The organism is Pseudomonas sp. 2835, assembly GCF_050435905.1.
In the GTDB taxonomy this organism is placed as follows: domain Bacteria; phylum Pseudomonadota; class Gammaproteobacteria; order Pseudomonadales; family Pseudomonadaceae; genus Aquipseudomonas.
Genome location: NZ_JBNDLE010000013.1, coordinates 127,176 through 147,991, shown reverse-complemented (window position 1 = coordinate 147,991; position 20,816 = coordinate 127,176). Strand labels below are relative to the sequence as shown.

Below are 20,816 nucleotides of genomic sequence, written 5' to 3'. Positions count from 1 at the left end.
CGGGGCATCGCGGCCTACGACTTGCTTCGCAAGTCTACATCTCGCGTCTTCGGCTGCCGCCGAAGGTGCTGCGCACCGCCCCTACAGGCACCTCCGCTCGGCCTCCTGAAGTCGCCTTTCGCGGCGCCTGGAAGTACGCGCATGAACATCAAGATGAAGCAAGTTGGTACTCATTTTACCAGCGGGCTTGTCCCGCTCCTGCGTCAGCATGGCTTCGCCAGCATCTGCTTTGGCAGATACGCCAGTGCAGGCGCCGCCCGTAACTTCGCGACTTCAGGAGGCTGAGCGTAGGTGTCTGGAGGGGGCTGGTGCGTAGCACCCTTCGGCCGAGGCCGAGGCCGAAGTCGCGAGACGTAGACTTGGCGAAGCAAGTCGTAGGCCGCGATGCCCCTGGAAGGCACCGTAGCGAAGGAACCCGGAGCGCAGCGTAGGGCCGTATGCTGGAGCGAGCGGTTTTGGTTCCTTTTGCCAAGAACAAAAGGGACCCGCCGTAAGGGCGGAAGGGGCCAACAGCGGCGCCACACCGAATGGATAAGTCCGCAACCCAACCCAAGAATCATAGCCCCCGGGATTCCGTGAAGAACCTTTTTTATTGCCCTGTAGGAGCGGGCTTGCCCCGCGAAAACGCTAGCAACCCGATGTGTCGCCTGCGCCGGCCGCATCGCGGGTCAAGTCGGATCGCCGCACCGCCGCTCCCACACGGGCACAAAAAAGCCCGCATCGCTGCGGGCTTCTTGTAAGTCCTCGACTTAGAAGCGGAACACTTCCAGATCAGTACGAATCGGCGTAGCCAATGGAATCTTCGGCTTCTCCGGCTCTTTGCGCACCTGCACCGGCGCGGCCTTCTTCGGTTGTTCTTCAACCACCGCAGGCTGGTTGGCCAGCGGCTTCAAGGCAATACTCAGCTGCTCGGCGAGCTTTTGCAGCAACTGGCCCTGGGCTTGTACCTGGGCGCTCTCGCTACCCTGGTGCTGCTGCTCCAGGTGCACGATACGATTGTCACGGACCTGGCCACGGCGATCGAGCAGGCGCCACTGGGCGTCAAGGATCGCTGGCTGGTTGGTACCGGAGTCCAGGCGGGTAATCGACAGCAACACCTGTACATCCGGGGTGAAACCGGTGCTGGCCGGGGCCAGGACTACACGCTGGCTGTCCAGGCGCCAGGCCAGCTGACGGACCAGCAACTGGTCGATGTCGGCCGACAGGCTACCGGCCCAGCGGCCATCGGTGGCTGCAGTCAGGCTGCCATCGGCCTGGCGTTGCAGCAGGGTCTCGCGTTGCAGGTAGTCGGCAATCGACACAGGGCCGAGCACCACTGCCATGCCCGCGCTTTGCTTGGGTTGGCCAGGCTCACCGCTGTCGAGCTGATACAGGGATACCGGTTGGTGCATGCTGCAACCAGCCAGTCCGAGCACGCCACACAGCAGAACCAACGGAAGGCGCAGAAATTTCATCATCCCATCCAGGCGGTCGCCACAAGGCAAACCGCAGTGATACTCAAATAGATTCGTTCGGATACACAGCCACGCTGGTACCGCAAGGGGCCTATCATCCGCGAAATAGCGGCTCGACTCCAGTGTTTCAACCGCGAACGGGCACGAAAATGCCCGTTCAGGGTATCTAACCCGGCTTATCCGGGGATTTCGACCAACAGGGCGTCAACCCGCTGGAAGCCACGGGGCAATTTGTTGCCCCGGCGCCCGCGTTCGCCCTTGTAATGTTCAAGGTCGTCGGCCTTCAGAGACAGGGTACGCTTGCCGGCCTGCAATACAAGGGTCGCCCCGTCGGGAATGACCGCCAGATCAGTGACAAATTCTTCACGCGAGGCCACGCGATCCCCCGGGATGCCGATGATCTTGTTGCCCTTGCCTTTCCCCAACTGAGGCAGGTCGCTGACCTTGAATATCAGCAGGCGGCCTTCGGTGGTCACCGCGGCCAGCCAGTTATGCTCGCGATCTGCCACCGGGCGGGGGGCGATGACCTTGGCGCCGTTCGGCAGGCTGAGCAAGGCTTTACCAGCCTTGTTCTTGGCCTGCAGGTCTTCACCCTTGACCACGAAGCCATAACCGGCGTCAGAAGCAATCACATACAGGGCGTCATCTTCAGGCAACAGCACGCAGTCGAAGCTCGCGCCTGGCGGCGGCGTCAGACGGCCGGTCAGCGGCTCGCCCTGGCCACGGGCCGATGGCAGGGTATGGGCGGCCAGCGAGTAGCTGCGGCCGGTGGAGTCGATCAACACGGCAAACTGGTTCGAACGCCCCGCGGCGGCGGCCTTGAAGCCATCGCCGGCCTTATAGGAAAGGCCCGTAGCGTCGATATCGTGGCCCTTGGCGCAGCGCACCCAGCCCTTCTCCGAGAGCACCACGGTGACCGGTTCGGTCGGCATCAACTCGTTTTCCGACAGGGCCTTGGCTTCGGCACGCTCGACGATTGGCGAACGACGGTCGTCGCCATAGGTTTCGGCGTCCTTGATCAGTTCGGCACGCACCAGCTTGCGCAGCTTGGTTTCGCTGCCCAGCAGGGCGATCAGCTTGGCTTGTTCCTTGGCCAGCTCGTCCTGCTCGTTGCGGATCTTCATCTCTTCCAGGCGCGCCAACTGGCGCAGGCGGGTCTCGAGGATGTATTCGGCCTGGGTTTCGGTGAGGTCGAAACGGGCAATCAGCGCAGCTTTAGGCTGGTCCTCGGTACGAATGATGTGGATCACTTCATCCAGGTTGAGGAAAGCCACCAACAGGCCTTCGAGCAGGTGCAGGCGGCGCTCGACCTTGTCCAGGCGGAATTTCAGCCGGCGGCGCACCGTCTGCACGCGGAATTCCAGCCATTCGACCAGCAGCGCCCGCAGGTTTTTCAGCTGCGGGCGGCCATCCAGGCCAATAATGTTGACGTTGACCCGGTAGCTGGACTCAAGGTCGGTGGTGGCAAACAGGTGCTGCATCAGCTCGTCGAGGTCAACCCGGTTGGAGCGGGCGATGATGACGATACGGCACGGGTTCTCATGGTCCGATTCGTCGCGCAGGTCGGCGACCATCGGCAGCTTTTTGGCCTGCATCTGCGCGGCGATCTGCTCCAGCACCTTGGCTCCGGAAACCTGATGCGGCAGCGCGGTAACGACGATATCGCCGTCCTCGATGCGGTACACCGCGCGCATGCGCACCGATCCACGGCCGCTTTCGTAGATTTTCAGCAGTTCGGCACGCGGGGTGATGATCTCGGCTTCGGTCGGGTAGTCCGGGCCCTGGATATGCTCGCAGAGCTGCTCAACCGTGGCCTTGGGCTCATCGAGCAGGCGCACGCAGGCCGAGGCGACTTCACGCAGGTTGTGCGGCGGCACGTCGGTGGCCATGCCCACGGCGATACCAGTGGTGCCGTTGAGCAGGATGTTCGGCAGGCGGGCCGGCAGTACCGCAGGCTCGTCGAGGGTGCCGTCGAAGTTCGGCACCCAGTCCGCGGTACCCTGGCCCAGCTCGCTGAGCAGCACTTCGGAGTAACGCGACAGGCGCGCCTCGGTGTAACGCATGGCGGCGAAGGACTTCGGATCGTCCGGCGCGCCCCAGTTGCCCTGGCCATCGACCAGGGTGTAGCGGTAGCTGAACGGCTGCGCCATCAGCACCATGGCTTCATAGCAGGCCGAGTCGCCATGGGGGTGGAACTTGCCGAGCACGTCACCGACAGTACGCGCCGACTTCTTGTGCTTGGAGTCGGCGTCCAGGCCCAGTTCGCTCATGGCGTAGACGATGCGCCGTTGCACCGGCTTCAGGCCGTCGCCGATATGCGGCAAGGCCCGGTCCATGATCACGTACATGGAGTAATTGAGGTAGGCCTGTTCGGTGAAGTCAGCCAGTGACCGGCGCTCTACGCCATCGAGGCTGAGATCAAGGGAGTCGCTCATGCGGGCCTCATCATTTCAGGTTCTGGCGCAGCAGCAAGGTGCCGCCACGCTGGGTAAATTCGAGTTGTTTCAGGGCACTCATGCCCAGTAATACCTGTTCGCCATCCAGCCCCGGCACCACCAGCGCGCGCACATTGCGCAGGAGGATATCGCCCAGTTGCAACTGGTCCAGGCGCGTGCGGTAGCCCTGGGTGCGCCCGTTGGCGGTGCTCAACATCACCGGTGCGCCGCGCTCCAGGCCTAGCTTGCCGGCCAGGGCTTCGGGGATCGCCACGTCAGTTGCCCCGGTATCGAGCAGAAAATGTACCGTCTGGCCGTTGATCCGGCCATCGGCGACGAAATGCCCCTGGCCATTACCGGCCAGTTGCACTTCGATGTAACCCTCACCATGTTGCGAGGTGACCACGGCATTAGGGTTGGCCTGACGCTGCTCCCACTCGCCGAAAAAGCGCGTAGCCAGGAACAATCCGGCCGCCCAGGCCAGAATCAGCAGTACCCGGCCTGCCCGCTTGCCCGGCAGCTGGCTCACGACTTGGCACTCCAGCCACCGGCAGGCGCGGCAAAGCGCCAGACGATCGGTCGCGATTCGCCGTCCTGGCGGGTCGCGCCGTTGTTGTCCAGGCCGACCCAGGCGCCCTTGTCATCGATCACCAGCGCCTCGGCCAGGCCAAATGGCTGCGAATAGCGTCGAGGTTCGGCCAGGGCATCGGCGGCGAAGGACCAGCAGCGCTCGACCTTGGCCGTCTGCGAATCGCGCCGACAGATGCGGTAGGCGTTGCGCTCCAGGGTAAAAAGCTTGTCGTTGAACAGAGCCAGGTCGGCAAAGTCACGCGACACCGGGCGTGGCTTGGCCATCTGCGGCGGCTGCATCTCGACCCCGGCTTCGCTGAGCAGCACGCAGCCGTTGCCACAGTTCCAGGTGGTCTGCTGGCGGTTGATCAGCAGCAGGCCACGGCGCTCACGCTCGGCTGCCAGCCAGATACGGTCGCCGGCCGGGCTTACCGCCAGGCCTTCGAACAGTGCATTGAAATGCAGCAACATGCCGCTGGCCCGCGCCTGGCGGACCATGCTCGGGTCGATCTTCAGCCAGTTGGGTGCACCTTCCACCGGTACCTGCAGCACGGCCGCATGAGCTTCACTGACCAGGTAATGGTTGCCGGCGGCATCGCAACTGATGCCTTCGAAATCCAGTTCGCCGCCACGCACCTGCGAAGCGGCCCAGGTACGCGAGCGCAAGCCCCAGGGCAAGCCGCTGTCCGGTACCGGCGGTACGTCCATGTGCACCGCTTCGGCTTGCCAGACAGAGGCCGAGGTATCCAGGCGGTAGAGCAGCTCGTCGTCACGGTCTGAAACCGCCCACAGGCCACCGCGGCACTCGCTCAGGCCAGACAGATTGCCGCCGCGCATGCCTTCGACCGGGTGCTCGGCGAGCAGCTTGAGTTCGGGCCACGGCGCTGCCAGTGCAGGAAGCGTCAATAGCGCCAGCGCTGCAGTCAGGGCCAGACGTATCAAGCCAGGACCTCGGCCAGGTTGCCTTTGGATTCCAGCCAGCTCTTGCGATCGCCGGCGCGCTTCTTGGCCAGCAGCATGTCCATGATTTCGCGGGTGCCGTCCAGGTCGTCCAGGGTCAGCTGGACCAGGCGCCGGGTGTTCGGGTCCATGGTGGTTTCACGCAGCTGCGGCGGGTTCATCTCGCCCAGGCCTTTGAATCGGGTGACCTGCGGCTTGCCGCGCTTTTTCTCGGCGACCAGGCGGTCGAGGATGCCGTCGCGTTCGGCTTCGTCCAGGGCGTAGTAGATTTCCTTGCCCAGGTCGATGCGGTACAGCGGCGGCATGGCCACATAGACGTGGCCGGCTTCGACCAGCGGGCGGAAGTGCTGGACGAACAGCGCGCAGAGCAAGGTGGCGATGTGCAGGCCGTCGGAGTCGGCGTCGGCGAGGATGCAGATTTTGCCGTAGCGCAACTGGCTCATGTCGGCAGCGCCGGGATCGACGCCGATGGCCACGGCAATGTTGTGCACTTCCTGGCTGGCGAGCACTTCGCCGCCATCGACTTCCCAGGTGTTGAGGATCTTGCCGCGCAGCGGCAGGATGGCCTGGAATTCCTTGTCCCGCGCCTGCTTGGCCGAACCGCCGGCCGAGTCACCCTCGACCAGGAACAGCTCGGCACGCATCGGGTCCTGGCCAGCGCAGTCGGCCAGCTTGCCCGGCAGTGCCGGGCCCTGGGTGACGCGCTTGCGCTCGACCTTCTTGCTCGCCTTCAGGCGCCGGCCGGCGTTGTTGATCGCCAGCTCCGCCAGTTGCATGCCCACCTCCGGGTGAGCGTTGAGCCACAGGCTGAAGGCATCCTTGACCACGCCGGAGACGAACGCGGCAGCCTCGCGCGAGGACAGGCGCTCTTTGGTCTGCCCGGAGAACTGCGGCTCCTGCATTTTCATCGAGAGCACAAAGCTGATGCGCTCCCAGACGTCTTCCGGCGCCAGCTTGACGCCGCGCGGCAACAGGTTGCGGAACTCGCAGAACTCGCGCATGGCATCAAGCAGGCCCTGGCGCAGGCCGTTGACGTGGGTACCGCCCTGGGCCGTGGGGATCAGGTTGACGTAGCTTTCCTGGACGCTGTCGCCGCCTTCGGGCAGCCACAGCAAGGCCCAGTCGACCGCCTCCTTGTTACCGGCCAGGCTGCCGCAGAACGGCTCGTCGGGCAGGCGCAGGAAGTCGCTGACCGAGTCGACCAGGTAGGAACGCAGGCCGTCTTCGTAGTGCCACTCGACCTTCTCGCCGGTGCCTTTGTCTTCGAAGCTGACCAGCAGCCCAGGGCACAGCACGGCCTTGGCCTTGAGCACGTGCTTGAGGCGGCTGATGGAGAATTTCGGCGAATCGAAGTACTTGGGATCCGGGGCGAAGTACACGCTGGTGCCGGTGTTGCGCTTGCCAACGCTGCCAACCACTTCAAGCTCGGTGGCCTTGTAGCCATCGGCGAAGGTCATCTGGTACTCGTTGCCGTCGCGCTTGACCTTGACCCGCACCTGGCTGGACAAGGCGTTGACCACCGAAATACCCACCCCGTGCAGGCCGCCGGAGAACTGGTAGTTCTTGTTCGAGAACTTGCCGCCAGCGTGCAGCTTGGTGAGGATCAGCTCGACCCCGGAAACGCCCTCTTCGGGGTGGATGTCCACCGGCATACCGCGGCCATCGTCGGACACTTCCAGAGAATGGTCGGCGTGGAGGATCACCTGCACCGACTTGGCGTGCCCGGCCAGGGCTTCGTCGACACTGTTGTCGATCACTTCCTGGGCCAGGTGGTTCGGCCGGCTGGTATCGGTGTACATGCCCGGGCGCTTGCGCACCGGGTCAAGGCCGGAGAGGACTTCGATGGCGTCTGCGTTATAGGCACTAGCGCTGGGAATGGCCATGGGTTCTCGTCGTCAGTCGTGGGTGAAAATAGGTTATCAAAATACAGAAAAATCGAGTGCTTGATACTGCTGCGGGGCAATGCCGGCAAAGCTCAGCAGGGCTGGCAGGCGTTCGGCAAAGCCCTGGAAACTGTGATCGCCACCGGCCTGGATGCGCAGTGCGCAGGCACGGTAGAACTGCTCGGCCTGGCGATAGTCCAGGGTTTCATCGGCGGTTTGCAGCCACACTTGAAAGCGCCCGGCATCGGTCGGCGCCGGCACTTCCAGCTCGGCCAGGGCCTGTACGTGGTCCAGGGTCAGTTCCCAGGTTTCGCCGGTGTAGAGGTTCTGCTGCGGCCCGAGGTAGCCGTCGAACAGCCGGTGCGGGTTGACCGCCGGGTTGACCAGCAAGGCCTTGAGCCCGTGGCGCTCGGCCAGATGGGTGGCATAGTAGCCGCCGAGCGAGCTGCCGACCAGTAATGGCGATTCGAGCTCGGCAATCGCCGCCTCAAGCTGGGCAATGGCCTGGCGCGGGTGATGATGCAGGGCCGGCACCCGCAAGCGCTCGCCCAACCCCAGTTGGGCCATGACCGCTACCAGCTGGCTGGCCTTTTTCGACGACGGCGCGCTGTTGAACCCGTGAATATAGAGAATCGAACCCGACATGCCGCCCCCGATGCGCCTTGAACGCCTGGATCGCCAGGCAGGAAAGCGCGCATTTTAGCCTGTTCGACGGCAGATGCAGCAGTTTCAGCGATTTGGCAACACTTAATAGCCGTCGCCTTCGTAGTCGACGGTGAATTCGAAGTCGCTGACCCGCGACACGCCGGTGTCAATCGAGCCGTCCGCCTGCAGGCGCAGCCAGCGGTAGCCGGGGGCCTGCTCACCGACCTTGAAGTCTTCGCTGCCTGGCTCGAACTGGATGCAGGTCGAGGGTGAGGCCAATAGCCGCACGCCATCGCGAACCTGGTCCCACTCCTGGTGAATATGACCCCAGAGCAAGGCCCGCACCTGTGGATAACCTTGCAGCACAGCAAACAGTGCGTCGGCGTTGCGCAAGCCGATCGGCGCCATCCAGGCGCAATCGATAGGCACCGGCTGGTGATGAAAGCAGATCAGGTGATGGCGTTCGGGCGCGTCGCTCAGTGCTTGCTCGAGCAAACTGAGCTGACCATCATCGAGCAACCCCGGCACCGAACCGGCCACCGCCGAGTTGAGCATGAGGATTCGCCAATTGCCGATATCCACCCGCGGATCAAGCAAATCAGTGCCCTGCGCCGCCTGTTCCATTGGCAACGGCTCGTCATGGTTGCCGGCGAGCCAGCGCGCGGGGGCCCCAAGGCTCGCGGTCAGGTCACGAAAACAGCGGTAGGACTCGACCGAGCCATCCTGGGACAAATCGCCGGTGGCCAGCAGCAGGTCGATCCGCGGCTGCTCATCGCGCACCCGTTCGATCACCCGCTGCAGGCTGTCGCGGGTGTTCATGCCCAGCAGCGTGCCTTGCGCGTCGGCAAACAGATGACTGTCGGTCAGTTGCACCAGGTACACCGGCGCGTCGCTAAGGGGGATCGATGGTTGCGGCAAGGGCCGGCTCCTTGGACGGATTCAGCGCGATTATGGCCGCTGGCGGGCGTTGAGCAAATACTCGAAAACGACCGCCATCACATTTCAGCGAACGACAGCCAGTTCGTGACCACAGGCCAGGCAATGGCTCAGCCATTCGCCAAGGAACAGATTGAGCTGGGCTTTTTCGTCCGGCTGGTGCATGGCCGCATTGGGGTACGGATAGATACTGCGAAAACGCCGGGCATGCTCGGCGCTGACCACCTCGGCCATGCGCGCGTCGTGGTAGACCTGCACCTCCAGCTGCGGCACCGGCAACCACGGCAGGCTGTGCTCCTGGCGCACGCGCAAGGTGGTGGTGTAGGGACAGGCGAGCACTACATCAAGGACCAGGACGCCAAGCATCTGGTCGCCCTGGGTCATGCCGATCCGGCGCGAGCTCTGGGTGCTGCGCATGTCGGGCAACAGGCGCATCAAGCGCGCATAGTTGGCCTCGCAGGCAGCCTGCAACCCGACCAGATCGACCCGGTAGCGCTCGCGCAGCAGATTCACGACCATAGCCCCCTGACTTCAGCGCGGTTCAAGGCCAGCCATTGCAAGGCAATGATGGTTGCCGCGTTGGCAATTTTGCCGTCGCGCACGGCCTGCAGCGCATCTTCGAACGCCCAGACCCTGACGCGAATATCCTCGCCCTCTTCTTCCAGCCCGTGCAGGCCACCGGCCCCAACGCTACTGCAACGGCCCAGATAAAGATGCACAAACTCGTCGCTGCCGCCCGGTGACGGGAAATACCGGGTCATCGGCCACAGCGTACTGAACACAAGCCCAGCTTCCTCCTCGGCCTCACGGTGTGCAACTTCTTCCGGTTGTTCGTCCTTGTCGATCAGACCGGCGACCAGCTCGATCAGCCAGGGGTTGTCGACCTTGCCAATGGCACCGACGCGGAACTGCTCGATCAGCACCACTTCGTCGCGCTGGGCATCGTAAGGCAGCACGCACACCGCATCGTGGCGCACGAACAGCTCGCGGCTGATCTCGCGGCCCATGCCTCCGGCAAACAGCTCGTGGCGCAGGCGCACCTTGTCGAGGCGGTAGAAGCCCTTGTAGCAAGTGGCCCGATCGACGATCTCGACCTGGCTGGGCACAGCGTTGTTGAACGTGTCTGACATGGGAATCCTCATTACCTCATTTACCGCATCGCGCCATCCTAACCTGCGCACCGCCGTGTTTCACCTCTTTAAAGATACCGTCCAGGCTGCGAGGATAGGCACCCCGCTGGTCTATTCAGCTTAGTGGCGAACTGAAGGCCTTGCCGACGGTCCAAGTCCGATCACCTTTGCCTTACAAGGATCATCATGACGCTTGTGAAACTGACTTCCGTGGCCGTGCTGGCCCTGGCCCTGGGCGCTTGTCAGAGCCTGTTCCAGCCCAACATGCGCACGCCGCTGGAGGTCAAGCGCGACCGTTGGGAACATATCAAGCCCGGTTGCAGCAATGCCGATTGCCCGCTGGTCAACATCGATACCATCCACTTCCCGGCCAATCCCAAGCTGGACGCAATTGTCGAAAAGCGCCTGCTGCAACTGACCCAGGACAACGAGCGCAGCGCCCTGCCGAGCTCGCTGAAAGCCTATGAAGATCAGTTCATGGCCAGCGCGCAAAGCCGCAACAGCAGCTACCTGCAAGCCAAGGTACGCGAGCAGCATGACGGACTGGTGATCATCGAACTGTCCAGCTACCTGGACACCGGCGGTGCCCACGGCATGCCCGGGCGCGGCTTCATCAACTATTCGCGCCAACAGGACAAGGTACTGACCCTGCAGGACATGCTGGTGCCGGGCCAGGAAGCGACATTCTGGAAGACTGCCGAGGAAGCCCACAAAGGCTGGCTGATCAGCACCGGCATGGACAAGGACGCCGAGTTCGTCAAGACCTGGCCGTTCCGCCAGACCCCGCACATCGCCCTGACCTACGGCGCGGTGGTGTTGAAGTACGAGGTTTATGCCATCGCCCCGTACTCCATGGGCCACATCGAGCTGAAAATCCCTTACCCGCGCCTGAACGGCGTGATCAAGCCGGAGTTGTTTCCCGGTCGCGGCTGACCGCCGGCGCGGCGCTCCAGTAAACCAACCCTGCCAGCAGCAAGGCCGGCAGGGTCGAGCCGACGTTCGGCGCGTAGTGCGCCAGCAAGTGGTAAGCAGCCACGCCAATCGCCCAGGCCAGCAATGCCGGCCAGTGCAGGCTGTGGATCGGGCTTGAGTCACTGCGCCGACGGCGGACGATGAAGTGATCGACCAGCACCACGCCGAACAGCGGCGCGAACACCGAGCCGATCAGCAGCAGGAAGTTCTGGTACTGCGCCAGCGGCGCGAAGCTGGCGATCAGGGTGCACAGCACGCCGATGGCCAGGGCCAGGTGTTCGACCTTCAAACGCAGCAGAAAACCTGTGGAGACCGCCGCCGAGTGAATGTCGGCAAAGGCCTTTTCCGACTCGTCGAGCAGGATCAGCAACAACGGAATACCCAGGCCGGCGCCAGCCAGGGCCAGCAGCAAGGTATTGACCTCGCCCGCCGGAGCGAACGCCAGGGTGTAGGCCACGCCCAGGCTCATCATCCACACGTTACCGATGAAATAGCCCAGCGCAGTACCGGCAAACACCCGGCTGGCGCGCTGGCTGAAGCGTGAGTAGTCGGCAATCAATGGCAGCCACGACAGCGGCATGGCAATGGCGATATCTATGCCAATCGCCAGCGGCATCGAACCATCACCGGCGCGCGCCCACAGCGCGGCCAGGTCGGCCTTGGCAAACAGGTTCCAGGTCAGCCACAGGCAGGCGCCGATCAGCAGCCAGATCCCCCACTTGCGCAAAATATTGCGCACGAAGGTCAACGGCCCGCTGACCGCCAGCAAGGTGGCCAACGCGCCGAAGCACAAGGTCCACAGCAACGGACTGGTCAGCACGCTGCCTTCGCCGAAGGCACGCTCGCCGAGCAGGCTGGCGGCATCGCGCATGACGATGATTTCGAACGAGCCCCAGCCGATCAGTTGCAGCAGGTTGAGCATCGCCGGCAGGCGCGCGCCGTTGCGGCCCAGGCTGCGGCGCAGGGCGGCCATCGACGACAGGCCGGTGTCACTGCCGATGACCGCGACCGCGGCGAGCAGCAGCACGCCGACGCTGGTGCCGACGATGATCGCCAGCACCGCATTGGCCAAGCCCAGGCCGGGGCCGAGCAAGGCGCCGGTCTGCAGCACCATCAGGCCGATGCCGAGGGAAAACCACAAGGAACAGAGGTCGCGGCCGCTGAGCACGCGTTGCTCGGCGCTGACCGGGTGATCGGGGGAAAACTGGCTGGGTGTACTCACAAAGGGGATCTCGACAGGGAGGAAATTATTGTTCTTCGGGCCCTATCGCCGGCAAGGCCAGCTCCCACAAAAGCCTGAATGCAGGGCCCCTGTGGGAGCCGGCCTTGCCGGCGATGCGGTGCGCGCCAGCACACCGCCTGGACAGCCCGGTCAGACTTTTTTGTACAGCTGGCTGCCTTCCTGGCGGAACCGCTCGGCCTGCTCGCGCATGCCATCCTCGAGCGCCACGTCCACTGCTTCGATGCGTTGGTTGGCGGCGTACTCACGCACTTCCTGGGTGATCTTCATCGAGCAGAACTTCGGCCCGCACATCGAGCAGAAGTGCGCGACCTTGGCTGAATCCTTGGGCAGGGTTTCGTCATGGAAGCTGCGCGCGGTGTCCGGGTCTAGGCCGAGGTTGAACTGGTCTTCCCAGCGGAACTCGAAGCGCGCCTTGGACAGCGCGTTGTCACGGATCTGCGCGCCCGGATGGCCTTTGGCAAGGTCGGCGGCATGGGCGGCGATCTTGTAGGTGATGATGCCGGTCTTGACGTCATCCTTGTTCGGCAGGCCCAGATGTTCCTTGGGCGTCACGTAGCAGAGCATGGCGCAACCGAACCAGCCGATCATCGCCGCACCGATACCGGAAGTGATGTGGTCGTAACCCGGGGCAATGTCGGTGGTCAGCGGGCCAAGGGTGTAGAACGGCGCTTCGTCGCAGCATTCGAGCTGCTTGTCCATGTTCTCCTTGATCAGTTGCATCGGCACATGGCCCGGGCCTTCGATCATGCACTGGACGTCATGCTTCCAGGCGATCTTGGTCAGCTCGCCGAGGGTTTCCAGCTCGCCGAACTGCGCTTCGTCGTTGGCATCGGCAATCGAGCCCGGACGCAGGCCATCGCCGAGCGAGAAGCTGACGTCGTAAGCCTTCATGATTTGACAGATTTCGTCGAAGTGGGTGTAGAGGAAGTTCTCTTTGTGGTGCGCCAGGCACCACTTGGCCATGATTGAGCCACCGCGGCTGACGATGCCGGTGACGCGCTTGGCGGTCAGCGGCACATAGCGCAGCAGCACGCCGGCGTGGATGGTGAAGTAATCCACGCCCTGCTCGGCCTGTTCGATCAGGGTGTCGCGAAACAGCTCCCAGGTCAGGTCTTCGGCTACGCCGTTGACCTTCTCCAGAGCCTGGTAGATCGGCACGGTACCGATTGGCACCGGCGAGTTGCGGATGATCCACTCGCGGGTTTCGTGGATGTGTTTGCCGGTGGACAGGTCCATCACCGTATCCGAACCCCAGCGGATGCCCCAGGTCAGCTTGGCCACTTCTTCTTCGATGGACGAGCCCAGGGCGCTGTTACCGATGTTGCCGTTGATCTTCACCAGGAAGTTGCGGCCGATGATCATCGGCTCCAGCTCCACGTGGTTGATGTTGGCCGGAATGATTGCGCGGCCGCGGGCGATTTCTTCGCGGACAAATTCAGCGGTGATTTCTTTCGGGATGCTCGCGCCGAAGCTGTGCCCGGCATGCTGTTGGTCAAGCAGGCCGGCGGCACGGGCTTCTTGCAGCTTCATGTTTTCGCGGATGGCGACATATTCCATCTCGGCGGTGATGATGCCCTGGCGGGCGTAGTGCATCTGGCTGACGTTGGCGCCGGCCTTGGCCCGGCGCGGGTTGCGCACGTGGGCAAAACGCAGCTTGGTCAGCTCGGCATCGGCCAGGCGTTGCTGGCCGAAGTCCGACGACAGGCCAGCCAGGCGCTCGGTATCGCCACGGGCGTCGATCCAGGCCGAGCGTACATCGCCCAGGCCCTTGCGCACGTCGATGATGACGTTGGGGTCGGTGTAGGGGCCGGAAGTGTCATAGACCAGCACCGGGGCGTTGGCTTCGCCGCCGAAGTCGGTCGGGGTGTCGTCGAGGCTGATTTCACGCATGGGCACGCGGATGTTCGGGCGCGAGCCTTCGACATAGATTTTGCGCGAGCGGGTGAATGGCTGTACGGATTGTTGATCGACCCGGGCCGATTCACTCAGATTGGTATATTTTTCTTGTTTACTCATCACAGGCTCTCCAGACGGCTTCCTAGCAGTGGAATGTCGGGGAGAACCTGAAAGGCACGGACGCACCATGGGTGGTGCTGTGCCAAATGCGCGGTGATGCCTGCAGCTGTGGTGGCTGACTCGACATTCCCGGACCTGGCACAAGAGACTCGCCGGGAAAGCGAGAAATCTTGTTCCCTACGCAGGCGCTAACCTGATCAGGTTCAACGGGATCCGGATTATCCGATCTCAGCCTCAACGCAAGGCACCCCGACAAGAACGCGGCCAGTCTAAGCTGGAGTGACCTACAAAGCCAAGCACCTGGACACGGACACGATAAATGGCGCAAATAGCGGATTGTTGCAAAATGCCTGCGCAACTACACTCACCAGTTCAGAAATTCTCACCGTTCAAGGATTGCCCTATGCTGCGCAAACTTTCACTGGCCCTAGCCGTGTCTTGTGCTACCAACGGAATGGCCTGGGCAGCGGACGTGCCCCTGTCGGCGAAAACCGACCTGGTCAGTGTCTATCAGGAAGCCGTGAACAATAACGCCGACCTGGCGGCCGCCCGCGCCAACTACGGCGCCCAGAAGGAAGTGGTGCCCCAGGCCCGCGCCGGCCTGCTGCCGAACCTTTCGGCCGGCGCCGAAATGATGAACAACCGCACCAAGATCGACAGCCCCTCGATCACCGCCAACCGCAGCGGCAACTCCTGGTCCGCGACCCTGGCACAGCCGGTCTTTCGTGCTGATCGCTGGTTCCAGTTGCAGGCAGCCGAAGCGGTCAACGAGCAGGCGGCACTGGAGCTGTCGGCCACCGAACAGAACCTGATCCTGCAAAGCGCCGAAAACTATTTCGCCGTGCTGCGCGCCCAGGACACCCTGGCCTCGACCAAGGCCGAGGAAGCAGCGTTCAAGCGCCAGCTCGACCAGTCCAACGAGCGCTTTGACGTCGGCCTCTCGGACAAGACCGACGTGCTGCAGTCCCAAGCCAGCTACGACACCGCCCGGGCCAACCGCATTGTTGCCCAACGCCAGGTCGATGACGCCTTCGAGACGCTGATCACCCTGACCAACCGCGACTACAACTCGGTGCAGGGCATCGTCCACACCTTGCCGGTGCAACTGCCAGTACCAAACGACGCCAAGGCCTGGGTCGAGACTGCCGGCAAGCAGAACCTCAACCTGCTGGCCACCAACTACGCGGTGAGCGCCGCCGAAGAAACCCTGCGCCAGCGCAAGGCCGGCCACGCGCCGACCGTCGATGCGGTAGCGCGCTACCAGAAGGGCGACAACGACAGCCTGGGCTTCTCCAACCCCAACCTCACCGGGCAGAACTACAGCGGCGATGTCGAGCAGACCAGCATCGGCCTGCAGTTGAACATTCCAATCTACAGCGGCGGCCTGACCAGCTCGCAGGTGCGCGAGGCCTACCAGCGCTTGAGCCAGAGCGAGCAGCAGCGCGAGAGCCTGCGCCGCCAGGTGGTGGAAAACACCCGCAACCTGCACCGCGCGGTGAACACCGACGTCGAGCAGGTGCAAGCGCGCAAGCAGTCGATCATCTCCAACCAGAGCGCCCTGGAAGCCACTGAAATCGGCTACCAGGTCGGTACCCGCAACATCGTCGACGTGCTCGATGCCCAGCGCCAGCTGTACACCTCTGTGCGTGACTACAACAACACCCGCTACGACTACATCCTCGACAACCTGCGCCTGAAGCAAGCCGCGGGCACCTTGAGCCCGCAGGACCTGAGCGACCTGAGCCGTTACCTGAAACCGGACTACAATCCGGACAAGGACTTCCTGCCGCCAGACCTGGCAGCAGCAGCCAAGGCCAACTTCGAAGCCCGGCCCTGAAAAGCATCGCGGGTCAAGCCCGCTCCTACTGTGGGAGCGGCGGTGCGACGCCTCGACTTGACCCGCGATGACGTCAGAGCAACCGCCCCAACCCTTCAAGCAAGCGCTGCAACGCCCCCTGGTTGGCCTTCATCACCGCCAGCCCCGCCGCCCCCATGCGTTGCGCATCACGGGGCAGCTCGATCAAGCGCCGTACTTCGGCCGCCAGCCCCTGGGCATCATCGACTTCCTGCAAGGCACCGGCCTCGCGCAACATTGCCGCAATTTCGAGGAAGTTGAACAGGTGCGGGCCACTGAGTACCGGCAGCGCCAACGCCGCCGGCTCCAGCAGGTTGTGCCCGCCATTGGCCACCAGGCTGCCGCCTACAAAGGCGATATCGGCCAGGGCGTAGAGAAACAGCAACTCGCCCATGGTGTCGCCAAGCAGCACTGCGGTATCAGCCGCTACCGCTTCGCCAGCGGAACGGCGCACGGTCGGCAATTGCCCGCGGCACAACTCGAACACGCTGTTGAAGCGCTCCGGGTGACGCGGCACCAGGATCAGCAAGGCGTCGGCATGATGCTCGCGCAGCTGCCGGTGGGCAGCGAGGATGATCTCGTCCTCGCCTTCATGAGTACTGGCCGCAATCCATACCGGCCGCTGGCCGGCCTGCCATTGCTCGCGCAGTGCACGGGCGCGCGGCAACAGTTGCTCGTCAATGCTCAGGTCGAACTTGATCGAGCCGGTTACCTGCACGCATTGCGGGCGCGCGCCCAGCTGGCGAAAGCGCTGGGCTTCGGTTTCGGTCTGCACCGCGATCAGGCTCATCTCGGCCAGCATCGGCCGGGTCAGGCCAGCAAAACGCGCATAACCCCGGGCCGAACGCTCGGACAGCCGCGCATTGGCCAGGGCCACCGGAATACCGCGCTTGGCGCACTGGTGAATGTGGTTGGGCCACAGCTCGGTTTCCATGATCACCGCAAGCCTGGGCTGCACATGATCGAGAAAGCGTCCGGCGGCCCAGGGCAAGTCGTAGGGCAGGTAGCAGTGCTGGATCCGCGGCTCGTCGGCGAACATCGCCCGCACCCGCTCGGAACCGGTCGGGGTCATGCAGGTGATGGTGATCGGCAGCTGTGGATAAGCCTGCAGCAAGGCGCGAATCATCGGCGCGGCGGCGATGCTCTCGCCCACCGACACCGCGTGCACCCAGATGCCGCCCCTGGCCATGGCCGGCAGTTTAAAAGCGAAACGCTCAGCGATGCGCTGCCCATAGGCCGGCGCCTTGCGCGAACGCAGGAACAGGCGCAGCGCAACCAGCGGCAGGCCCAGGTGAAACAGCAAGGTATAGAGGGTTCTGTTCATGGCGCCGAAGTGTACTAGCCAATGGCGCGCAAGTGCACTGCGAAGCGTTCGGCCAACCACTGCGCGGCAGGGCCCAGCGGCTCGTCACGGCGCCACACCAGCTCGACCACCAGTGCCGGCGGCGTCCATTCACTGGCAAGCTCGACCATCTGCGCCTGATAGGTCGGGTACTGCACCACATGCCGCGGCAGCCAGGCCCAGCCCAGGCCACGCATCAGCAACTCGGCCATGGCGTAGAAGCTGTCGGCGCGCCATATCTGTGGGCTGATCGGCTCGCCACCGGGGTAGCCGCTTTCTTGCGGGGTGATCAGCAACTGGCGGTGGCGGGCAAGGTCCTGACGGCTTACGCGCTCAAGGCGGGTCAAGGGATGATCCACGGCGCAGGCAGTGACCATCTCGATCCGCCCCACCGCACGGCGCTCGAGGGATACCGGCATCTGGTCATGGTGGAACAGCAGGCCAAGATCGGCGCGGCGCTCGATCAGCTTGCGCGCTACATCGCCCTGGGCACCGCTGGCCATCTGCACTTCGAGCAAGGGGAACTGCCGGGCCAGCTCATCGAGGCTGTCGATCACCGGCTGATAAGGCATCGCCTCGTCCTGGGCCACCCGCAATTGCGCCTCTTGCCCGCGCATCAGGGCCAGGGCCCGGCCATCCAGGCGCTCGCACTGGCGCAGCAGTTCGCGGGCATCTTCCAGCAAGGTCGCGCCGGCTTCGCTCAGGCGTGGCTGGCGGCCGCTGCTACGCTCGAACAGGGTCACACCCAGGTCGGCCTCAAGCAAGGCGATGCCGTTACTTACCGCCGATTGTGCCTTGCGCTGCTCACGGGCCACTGCCGAGAACGAACGCAGTTCGGCGACTCGCACGAACATGCGCAACTGCTCCAGATTCCACTGCTCGGCCATCAACCTATCTCCAGAAAAGATAGGTAATGACTTTACCCCATTCAGGCTTGCTCTAGAATGCCCAGCCAGAACAGAGGATCACCGTCATGAATGCCTACACCTACCTGGCTATCGCCATCTGCGCCGAAGTCATCGCCACCGCCTCGATGAAAGCCGTCAAGGGCCTGAGCACGCCCCTGCCGCTGCTGCTGATGGTCTGTGGCTATGCCGTGGCGTTCTGGATGCTGACCCTGGTGGTGCGCAGTATTCCGGTGGGCATCGCCTACGCCATCTGGTCGGGCCTGGGCATCGTCCTGATCAGCATCGCCGCGCTGGTGATCTACGGGCAGAAGCTGGACCTGCCGGCAATGCTCGGCATGGCCATGATCGTCGGCGGCGTGGTGGTGATCCAGGTCTTCTCGAAAACCGCGGGGCATTGATCGGCAACAGGTGCAATGGCTCACAGGCTGTATACTGGGCGTCTGTCCAAGCTTGTGAGGTTCATGCATGCCAACCGTAATTTCCACCGATGTGCTGATCGTCGGCGCCGGGGTCGCAGGCCTCTGGCTCAATGCCCGCCTGCGCCGGCTCGGCTATTCGACGGTGCTGGTGGAACGCGCCAGCCTCGGTGGCGAGCAGACCCTCAAATCCCAGGGGATCATCCACGGCGGCGCCAAATACGCCCTGCACGGTGCCCTGACCGGCGCCTCGGAAGCCATCGCCGACATGCCCCGGCGCTGGCGCGAGGCCCTGGCCGGCAATGGCGAGCTCGACCTGTCCGGCGTACGCCTGCTGTCCGAAGCCCATTATCTGTGGTCGCCCGGCACCCTGGCCGGCAACCTCACCAGTTTCTTCGCCAGCAAGGCCGTGCGCGGCCGGGTTGACCAGGTCAAGGGCGAGCAGTTGCCACCTGCCCTGCAGGACCGTGCCTTCAAGGGCAAGGTCTATCGTCTGGCCGAACTGGTCGTCGACGTACCGAGCCTGCTCAACAAGCTCGCGGAACTGGCCGGTGACAGCCTGCTGGCTGCACAAACCATCGAACCGCTCAACGACAATGGCGAACTGGCCGGCCTGCGCGTCGATGGCCGCGAAATCCGCGCCCAGCGCGTGGTGCTCAGCGCCGGTGCCGGCAACGCCGCCTTGCTCGAAGCCCTGGGCCTGAGCCAGCCTGCCATGCAGCGCCGGCCGCTGCACATGGTCATGGCCAAGGGCGCCAGCCTCAAGCCGCTGTACGCCCATTGCCTGGGCGGCGGGCCGAAGCCGCGCATCACCGTCACCAGCCACCCGGCCGCTGACGGCCAATGGGTCTGGTACCTGGGCGGCGACCTGGCCGAGGCCGACGGCGTAGCCCGCGAGCCTGAAGCGCAAATCGCAGCGGCGAAAAAAGAAGTCGGCAACCTGCTGCCCTGGATCGACCTCAGCCAGGTGCGCTGGGCCACCGTGCGCATCGACCGCGCCGAGCCTGCGCAATCGGGCCTGGTGCGCCCCGACAACGCCTTCCTCGCCGAGCAGCAACGCCTGCTGGTGGGCTGGCCGACCAAACTGGCCCTGGCACCGGACTTCAGCGACCGGGTGCTGGCCAACCTTGAGCGCGACGGTATCAAGCCGGCCGGCCAGTCCGCCCTGCCTGATCTGCCCCGGCCGCCCATGGCTTTGCCGGTGTGGGAGCAACTGCTGCCATGAGCCTGCCCACCCTGCACGACCTGCATCGGCCCCTGGGCAGCACCGGCCTGACGGTTTCGCCCCTCGGCCTGGGCACGGTCAAGCTTGGCCGCGACCAGGGCGTCAAATACCCCAGCGGCTTCACCATTCCTGACGACAACGAAGCGCGGATGCTGCTGGCCCAGGCTCGCGAGCTGGGCATCAACCTGATCGATACCGCACCCGCCTATGGCCGCAGCGAAGAACGCCTCGGCCCGCTGTTGCGCGGCCAGCGCGACCAGTGGGTGATCGTCAGCAAGGTCGGCGAAGAGTTCGAAGACGGCCAGTCGCGTTTCGATTTCAGCGCAGTGCACACGCGTTTTTCAATCGAGCGCAGTCTCAAGCGCCTGGAAACCGACTGCATCGACCTGGCGCTGGTGCACTCCGACGGCAACGACCTCCATATCCTCGAGCACGAGGAGGTCTACCAGACCCTCGAAGCGCTCAAGCAGGAAGGCAAGATCCGCGGCTTCGGGTTGTCCGGCAAAACCGCAGCGGGCGGTCTCAAGGCGCTCGAACGCGGCGATTGCGCCATGGTCACCTACAATCTGAACGAACACGCCGAACGGCCGGTGATTGATTACGCCGCCGACCACGGCAAGGCGATCCTGGTGAAAAAGGCCCTGGCCAGCGGTCATGTGTGCCTGAGCCCGGGGGTCGACCCGGTACGTGCCAGCTTCGAACTGCTGTTCGCCCACCCCGGCGTCAGCAGTGCTATTGTCGGCACCATCAATCCGCTGCACCTGGCCCATAACGTGGCAACCGTTGCCAAAGTGCTGCGCCGCTGACCCTCACGCCGCCGCCGCGG

At 63.9% G+C, this 20,816-nt stretch carries 19 protein-coding genes and 1 riboswitch; of the genes, 6 read left to right on the top strand and 13 right to left on the bottom strand.

Annotation, left to right across the window (positions count from 1 at the left end):
- Positions 1-141 precede the first annotated feature (141 nt).
- Positions 142-285, top strand: a complete 144-nt coding sequence (locus ABIE20_RS19000; protein WP_429506547.1) for a hypothetical protein — start codon at positions 142-144, stop codon at positions 283-285.
- A 464-nt stretch (positions 286-749) separates the two neighbouring features.
- Here ABIE20_RS19000 and ABIE20_RS18995 read toward each other — a convergent pair whose 3' ends face one another.
- The 9 genes from ABIE20_RS18995 to ABIE20_RS18955 form a co-directional block, all read right to left on the bottom strand.
- Positions 750-1,454: a PqiC family protein gene (locus ABIE20_RS18995; protein ID WP_038997465.1), complete on the bottom strand. Its 705-nt coding sequence runs from the start codon at positions 1,452-1,454 to the stop codon at positions 750-752.
- Between the two features lie 176 nt (positions 1,455-1,630).
- Positions 1,631-3,889, bottom strand: coding sequence for a DNA topoisomerase IV subunit A (gene parC, locus ABIE20_RS18990; RefSeq protein WP_429506546.1), 2,259 nt, complete (start codon positions 3,887-3,889; stop codon positions 1,631-1,633).
- A 10-nt stretch (positions 3,890-3,899) separates the two neighbouring features.
- The gene (locus ABIE20_RS18985) at positions 3,900-4,418 is read right to left on the bottom strand and encodes a retropepsin-like aspartic protease family protein (RefSeq protein WP_429506544.1); all 519 of its coding nucleotides are present in this window, start codon (positions 4,416-4,418) and stop codon (positions 3,900-3,902) included.
- Positions 4,415-5,401, bottom strand: a complete 987-nt coding sequence (locus ABIE20_RS18980) for an esterase-like activity of phytase family protein (RefSeq protein WP_429506542.1) — start codon at positions 5,399-5,401, stop codon at positions 4,415-4,417. The genes ABIE20_RS18985 and ABIE20_RS18980 overlap by 4 nt, the downstream gene beginning before the upstream one ends.
- Positions 5,398-7,302, bottom strand: a complete 1,905-nt coding sequence (gene parE / locus ABIE20_RS18975; RefSeq protein WP_429506540.1) for a DNA topoisomerase IV subunit B — start codon at positions 7,300-7,302, stop codon at positions 5,398-5,400. The genes ABIE20_RS18980 and parE overlap by 4 nt, the downstream gene beginning before the upstream one ends.
- A gap of 36 nt (positions 7,303-7,338) precedes the next feature.
- Positions 7,339-7,947, bottom strand: coding sequence for a YqiA/YcfP family alpha/beta fold hydrolase (locus ABIE20_RS18970; protein ID WP_429506539.1), 609 nt, complete (start codon positions 7,945-7,947; stop codon positions 7,339-7,341).
- A gap of 102 nt (positions 7,948-8,049) precedes the next feature.
- Positions 8,050-8,865 carry a 3',5'-cyclic-AMP phosphodiesterase gene (cpdA, locus tag ABIE20_RS18965; RefSeq protein WP_429506538.1) on the bottom strand — a complete coding sequence of 272 codons (816 nt, stop codon included), beginning with the start codon at positions 8,863-8,865 and terminating at the stop codon, positions 8,050-8,052.
- An 84-nt stretch (positions 8,866-8,949) separates the two neighbouring features.
- The gene (locus tag ABIE20_RS18960) at positions 8,950-9,402 is read right to left on the bottom strand and encodes a DUF1249 domain-containing protein (RefSeq protein WP_045193762.1); all 453 of its coding nucleotides are present in this window, start codon (positions 9,400-9,402) and stop codon (positions 8,950-8,952) included.
- On the bottom strand, positions 9,393-10,013 hold the full coding sequence (locus tag ABIE20_RS18955; RefSeq protein WP_429506537.1) for an NUDIX domain-containing protein: 621 nt from the start codon (positions 10,011-10,013) through the stop codon (positions 9,393-9,395). The genes ABIE20_RS18960 and ABIE20_RS18955 overlap by 10 nt, the downstream gene beginning before the upstream one ends.
- A gap of 186 nt (positions 10,014-10,199) precedes the next feature.
- On the opposite strand from ABIE20_RS18955, the gene ABIE20_RS18950 reads away from it, so the two are divergent.
- Positions 10,200-10,946, top strand: coding sequence for a DUF3298 domain-containing protein (locus tag ABIE20_RS18950; protein WP_429506536.1), 747 nt, complete (start codon positions 10,200-10,202; stop codon positions 10,944-10,946).
- On the opposite strand, the gene cytX is transcribed toward ABIE20_RS18950, so the two are convergent.
- The gene (gene cytX, locus ABIE20_RS18945; RefSeq protein ID WP_429506535.1) at positions 10,915-12,207 is read right to left on the bottom strand and encodes a putative hydroxymethylpyrimidine transporter CytX; all 1,293 of its coding nucleotides are present in this window, start codon (positions 12,205-12,207) and stop codon (positions 10,915-10,917) included. The genes ABIE20_RS18950 and cytX overlap by 32 nt on opposite strands.
- A gap of 150 nt (positions 12,208-12,357) precedes the next feature.
- Positions 12,358-14,244: a phosphomethylpyrimidine synthase ThiC gene (gene thiC / locus ABIE20_RS18940; RefSeq protein WP_429506534.1), complete on the bottom strand. Its 1,887-nt coding sequence runs from the start codon at positions 14,242-14,244 to the stop codon at positions 12,358-12,360.
- A 157-nt stretch (positions 14,245-14,401) separates the two neighbouring features.
- Positions 14,402-14,506, bottom strand: a riboswitch (TPP riboswitch).
- A 141-nt stretch (positions 14,507-14,647) separates the two neighbouring features.
- Here thiC and ABIE20_RS18935 point away from each other — a divergent pair.
- On the top strand, positions 14,648-16,081 hold the full coding sequence (locus tag ABIE20_RS18935) for a TolC family outer membrane protein (protein ID WP_429506532.1): 1,434 nt from the start codon (positions 14,648-14,650) through the stop codon (positions 16,079-16,081).
- A gap of 73 nt (positions 16,082-16,154) precedes the next feature.
- Here the strand turns inward: ABIE20_RS18935 and waaA are convergent, their stop codons facing one another.
- Positions 16,155-17,423 (bottom strand): lipid IV(A) 3-deoxy-D-manno-octulosonic acid transferase, encoded by a 1,269-nt coding sequence (gene waaA / locus ABIE20_RS18930; protein ID WP_429506531.1) that lies wholly within the window; start codon positions 17,421-17,423, stop codon positions 16,155-16,157.
- A gap of 14 nt (positions 17,424-17,437) precedes the next feature.
- Positions 17,438-18,328 (bottom strand): LysR family transcriptional regulator, encoded by an 891-nt coding sequence (locus tag ABIE20_RS18925; protein WP_045193769.1) that lies wholly within the window; start codon positions 18,326-18,328, stop codon positions 17,438-17,440.
- 86 nt (positions 18,329-18,414) lie between these two features.
- Between ABIE20_RS18925 and ABIE20_RS18920 the strand changes: the two genes are divergently transcribed.
- The 3 genes from ABIE20_RS18920 (at position 18,415) to ABIE20_RS18910 (ending at position 20,796) form a co-directional block, all read left to right on the top strand.
- Complete coding sequence (locus ABIE20_RS18920; RefSeq protein ID WP_028945643.1) at positions 18,415-18,747, top strand: DMT family transporter; 333 nt, start codon at positions 18,415-18,417, stop codon at positions 18,745-18,747.
- Between the two features lie 67 nt (positions 18,748-18,814).
- Positions 18,815-19,990 carry an NAD(P)/FAD-dependent oxidoreductase gene (locus ABIE20_RS18915; RefSeq protein WP_429506529.1) on the top strand — a complete coding sequence of 392 codons (1,176 nt, stop codon included), beginning with the start codon at positions 18,815-18,817 and terminating at the stop codon, positions 19,988-19,990.
- A complete protein-coding gene (locus ABIE20_RS18910) occupies positions 19,987-20,796 on the top strand; it encodes an aldo/keto reductase (protein ID WP_429506528.1) in 810 nt (269 codons plus the stop codon). Before ABIE20_RS18915 ends, ABIE20_RS18910 begins: the two co-directional genes overlap by 4 nt.
- Positions 20,797-20,816: the final 20 nt, after the last annotated feature.